Raw genomic sequence first — 4,773 nt, forward strand, 5'->3', positions numbered from 1 at the left:
CATACCGTTCAAGTGTGCGTGAGGCACGGTGCAGACTGTCCAGATAAGGCGACCAACTCCTCGAAAGCGTAAGCGTGATCGCCGAAGCGCTTCCCAAACGATCGAGCGAGACGGGTTGGATGCCCTGTCCAGTGGCCGGCCTCATGCGCGATGGTGGCTGCCCAGGCGGCGCGCGTGTCGAACTGCTCGATCGGCGGCATGGTGATGACGTCCGCGCGCAGATCGTAATAAGCACGATCGCCGCCGCTGCGCAGCCGCGCGGGCAGCCGATCGACGAAGCGCGCCGCCCGCGGACCGAGGCGGTCGCCCGGCGGGACGAGGGAGAGGGCTTCGGGATAGAAATCGCCCGGCAGTGTATCGATCTGATCGGCATTGAAGACCGCATAGGACCGCATGACCCGGCGCTGCTCATCGACGAGCTCACCCGGACGTTCGTATGAATCGACCTTCTTCGAATAGGCTTTGTAGAAGATCGCAAATTGCGACTGCTCACCGGCACGGACCTGCCCGCCGAGGCTTTGTGCTTGCCGATAGGTCATCCAGTAGCGAGACCGATAGCCGCACTGCTCGGCGGCCAGCCATAGCCAAAAGGTGTTCATGCCGCGATAGGGCTCGCCATTGGCGCGCAGCGGGCGCCCTTGCGCGGCGCATGATCGCCAGGGCCGTACCCAGGGACGCACACCGGCCTCGAGCCGGTCGATGATGGCGCGCGTGATGGTCTCGGCCGGCGAGGGCCGGCCCGATGATTGGGTCATGGTGGATACTCCGCGAAAGAGCGGCTGCCTCAGCGCCGCCAATGAAGGGCGGCGGGCGACACGAAAGCGCCGCCCGCCGTTAGGCGTTCGCCTCAGGCGGCCTGTTCGAAGTCGCCAGCATCGCCATCGGGGGCGATCTCCCCTGCCCCGCCGTCGCTGTCGTCTTCATCGCTGAGGAAAGCGGAATAGCTCCGGAAGCTTTCGGGCTTTTCGATCGCGTCGAACCGCATCTCGTCGGGCAGCCAGGAGAGCGCCTTTTCCCGGACTTCGGCCTCGACGATGCCCTGCCCCGAACAGAGCGCAGCGCAGGCATTGGCAAGGTCACCCTTCTTGGCGTCCTTGTATCGGCCGCGCAGCACCGGCCCGCCGATCTCGTCGAGCGCTTCGAGCATGACGTCCTTCTTCACCCGCCCGAAAAAGTTCTGGGCATCGGGCCGCCACCATTGCGCGACATCAATGTCGAGCAGCCGTCCGAGATGATCGTGGAAGCCGTTGCGGCGCCCGCCATCGTCGACGTTGAGTGTCGGCTCCAGCGTCTGCGCCATGACATGGGCGAGCCAATCGGCGCGCGCCTGTTCATCCAGTTGCCGGAAGGCATCGAAACGCGACGACAGCGTGTTCCCGCCTGCCCAGCTCACATCGAGCGCCTGGCGCTGTTCGGTCAGGACATTGCTCGCCGCGCTGCCTTCATCGCGGAAGCTGACGATCGGGAAGCTCGCGGCGGCCGCCTGCAGCGTCGCGTGGTCCCGGACATAGCTGCTGGCGAACACCGTCCGGTGCGCCATCAGGAATATCGTGAGATCGAGCGCGAACCCGGCATCCGAGGCGACATGGGCCGCCAGGATCTGCCGGCGCTGGGTCGCGAGTTCGTCAACCAGCGTCGCGCTGAGCCGGGAGGCCGCGACCTTGCCGGACGGTGCTTCGGGTTCTGCGTCCTCGCCCGCCTGCCGAATGGCGCGCTCACTGAACATGCGGCTGTGCACCCGCGGACTGCCATCGGGCGCCAGATAGATGAAGGTGCCCAGCTGGTCCTTGATCGCATCGTCGACCATAGTGCGCGACGCCTCGATCGTATCGAGTTCCCGCTCGATGTCGGCGAGACGCGCCGAAGCCGCCTCGGCCTCGGGCGTGCCGTCCTCGAGTTCGGTCTCAAGTTCGCGGATGAGCGCGTCGCCCTCATCCGAGAGACTATCGACGCGCTCCTGCTCGTCCTCACTCAATTCGCGCAGCGGCGGATGGTATTCGTGGAGCTGGCACTCCATATCATAGGGCACATGCGTCGCGAGAACCGGCGTCACGAACGCCAGCTTCTGTTCGGCAGCGAGCGCTTCCGCGGCCGCTTCAAGCTTCTGGGCGGCCAGCTGCTCGATGAGCTCCACGTCGATCCAGCTCTCGTCCACATCTTCACCGAACAGGTCGCGCTCGATCCGGCCGCCCGCGCCGACATAGGCCTCGCGGCCGACGAACCGTGCCTTGGCGTCGGTCGCCTTGACCGTTCCGTTGAGGAGCGCACGGCGGATATTGTCGGGATTGTCGCCATAATAGGACCGGCTCATGCTCTCGAACACGCGCGCCTGCCGATCGACGTCGGGCGTGACAGCATAAGCCTGGGCGACCCCCAGAGTGATCTCGCCCGCCGCCAGCGCCGCGAAGACGAGAGGAGCCAGTTCGGCAAGCCGTACCCGCTGCTCAACGAAGCGGGTCGTGACGCCGAAACGTTTCGCCACATCCTCGGCGCTCGCGCCCTTGTCGAGGAAGTGCTTGAAAGCCGAGCACTCATCCGCCGGATTCATCGCGACGCGGTGGAAATTCTCGGCAAGGCTCGCTTCGGCCGATCCGGCATCATCCTCGAGCACCAGCACCTGAACCTCACGGTCCCCGGCAAGCCGGCCTGAATCGATCAGGCGCTGGAGCGCCCGCAAGCGGCGGCCACCCGCCTTGACGGTGAAATGTCCTGCCTTCTTGAGCGGCGTGACCACGAGATTCTGCAACAGGCCATGCGCGGCGATATTGTCGGCGAGGCTGTCGAGGTCGGCATCGCGATTGGATTTGCGGACATTGTCCTTCGAGAGCGAGAGGTTCTTGACCTTCACGGACTGGATCATCGGTTGTCTCCTTCGAGGGTTGCGCCGACCTCGTCGGCCGGCTTGAGCCACTCAGGCCCACCCGGCCGAAGGCCCCCTCCCCTCTCTTCGGTCGCTTGGCGCGGCCGCGGGTCAGTCCGTGATCCTGGCGAGGATCTCGAGGGCGCGGCTCGGGGGAACGAACAGCCGCGTGCGGTGCTGGATGATCTCGGTGAAGCAGCCCGCCGCCTTGAGATGCGGCAGCGCCTCGGGCTTCCAGTCCAGCAATTCGAGGCGTTGATCGCCGGCGACCAAGGCGCGCTTCAGCCGCAGCGCTCCGATCGGCATGATCTCGCCCGAGGTACGGACGTGCTCGACCCGCGCGCCGAGGTCGATCTCGACATGGGCCGCGATGCCGAATGCGCTGGCAATCCGCTCAACCAGCGGCGCCGGAATAAGACGCCCGAGAAGCGATTGGCCGTCATCGCTCGTCAGCCGCCAGACCTGGACATGATCGTCGGGCAGCTTGCCCCACACCGGAAGCAGCAGGCCAGTGACCAGATAGATGATCTGCGTGCGCGTCTGCGCCGCCATTGCGTCGCATTCAGCCTGCCAGGCTTCGTCGAAGCTCGCGCGATCCACGTCGGTCCAATGGGTTTCGGCGAAGAGGTCCTGCCGGTGCCGTTCGGTGCGCGTCGGCCGCACCAGCTCGTAGCGGCGCACGGTCCGTCCCTCTTCGTCCGTCAGCGAGAAGGTCGGCCGGCAAATGGCGGCCTTGCCGGAACGCGGGTTGATCAATCGGCGCGCTTCCGGGTCGGCGAGAAGCCAATGCGCTCGTTCCAGGGTCAGTGGCCGATATCGTTCCTCGGTTTCGATGCGCAGGATTTCGGTTTCGGCGCCGCTCACGGGATCGCGCCGGATCACCGTCCGGTCGAGGATCGAAATACGGTCGGCCGCGATCGTTTCGACGCCAAGATCGAGGGTGCCGGCCTCGCGTGCCTTTTCCACCCGTGCTTCGATCAAGCCGAGATATTCGTCGAAGATCGCGTTCTGCAGGTCGATGCGCAGCGCCAGGATGCGGTTCAACCACCGCTGGATCGTGGGCAAGGTCTCGGTGAGCCCCCCGCCCTCCCCGGCCAGGTTCAAACCGGTGAGCGCCTGGAACTGATCGAAGTGGACCGATTGGAGTTTTGCCTGGAACAGCAGGCGAAACCACTGGTCGAGCGATTCCCGCGCGAAGTCGGACTCCAGATTGTCGCGGGGGTCGAAAAGTCCCTGCCCGCCGGTCTGGCGTTGGCCACGGGTCAGCGCGCCCAGGCTGTCGAGGCGCCGGGCGATGGTCGAGATGAACCGCCGTTCGCCACGGCAATCGGTGGAAACGGGCCGAAACAAGGGCGGGCAGGCTTGGTGGGTGCGGTGCGTGCGGCCCAGCCCCTGGATCGCCGCGTCCGCGCGCCAACCGGGCTCGAGGAGATAGTGAATGCGGCGGCTCTGATTGGGCGCGTCGAGGCTGGCGTGGTAACTCCGCCCCGTGCCGCCGGCGTCGGAGAAGATCAGGATGCGCTTTTCGCCGCGCATGAAGATGTCGGTCTCCGCGAGGTTCGTGCGCGCGCTGCGCCGTTCGATCCGCTGACGGCCGTCGGCATCGACGACGATCCGCCGGCTGCGGCCCGTCACCTCGGCCACAGCCTCCGTCCCGAAATGCCCGATTATGTGATCGAGCGCCGAGCCGACGACCGGCAGCGCACAGAGTTGCTCGAGGAGCTGGTCGCGCATGGCCATCGCTTCCCGGCACAGCACGGGCTGCCCGGCCTCGTCGATCATCGGTTCCGAGCGCACCGTGCCGCTATCGTCGGTATAGGTGCGCATCTGGCGCACGGGAAAGGCCGCGGTCAGATAATCGACCAGGAATTCTTTGCAGTCGCAGTTTATGTCGAGCGTGGCGGCGGTAGGCG

2 protein-coding genes and 1 pseudogene are annotated in these 4,773 nt (G+C 66.0%); all 3 read right to left on the reverse strand.

The genetic code is table 11. The features are described 5' to 3' along the window. Positions 1–8 precede the first annotated feature (8 nt). Positions 9–755, reverse strand: a complete 747-nt coding sequence (locus ET21_RS0117655; RefSeq protein WP_030540703.1) for an ArdC family protein — start codon at positions 753–755, stop codon at positions 9–11. Positions 756–847: 92 nt separating this feature from the next. Then, positions 848–2,860: a ParB/RepB/Spo0J family partition protein gene (locus tag ET21_RS0117660; RefSeq protein ID WP_030540704.1), complete on the reverse strand. Its 2,013-nt coding sequence runs from the start codon at positions 2,858–2,860 to the stop codon at positions 848–850. A gap of 111 nt (positions 2,861–2,971) precedes the next feature. Continuing rightward, positions 2,972–4,735 (reverse strand): annotated as a pseudogene (locus ET21_RS0117665) (strawberry notch C-terminal domain-containing protein); the annotation flags it as partial. Positions 4,736–4,773 lie beyond the last annotated feature (38 nt).

The organism is Sphingobium sp. DC-2 (genome assembly GCF_000722555.1).
In the GTDB taxonomy this organism is placed as follows: Bacteria; Pseudomonadota; Alphaproteobacteria; order Sphingomonadales; family Sphingomonadaceae; genus Sphingobium; species Sphingobium quisquiliarum.

What these genes read in the sequence shown, in the direction of transcription:
- ET21_RS0117660 (WP_030540704.1), bottom strand. Translation starts at nt 2,860, where the DNA reads ATGATCCAGTCCGTGAAGGTCAAGAACCTCTCGCTCTCGAAGGACAAT.
- ET21_RS0117655 (WP_030540703.1), bottom strand. Translation starts at nt 755, where the DNA reads ATGACCCAATCATCGGGCCGGCCCTCGCCGGCCGAGACCATCACGCGC.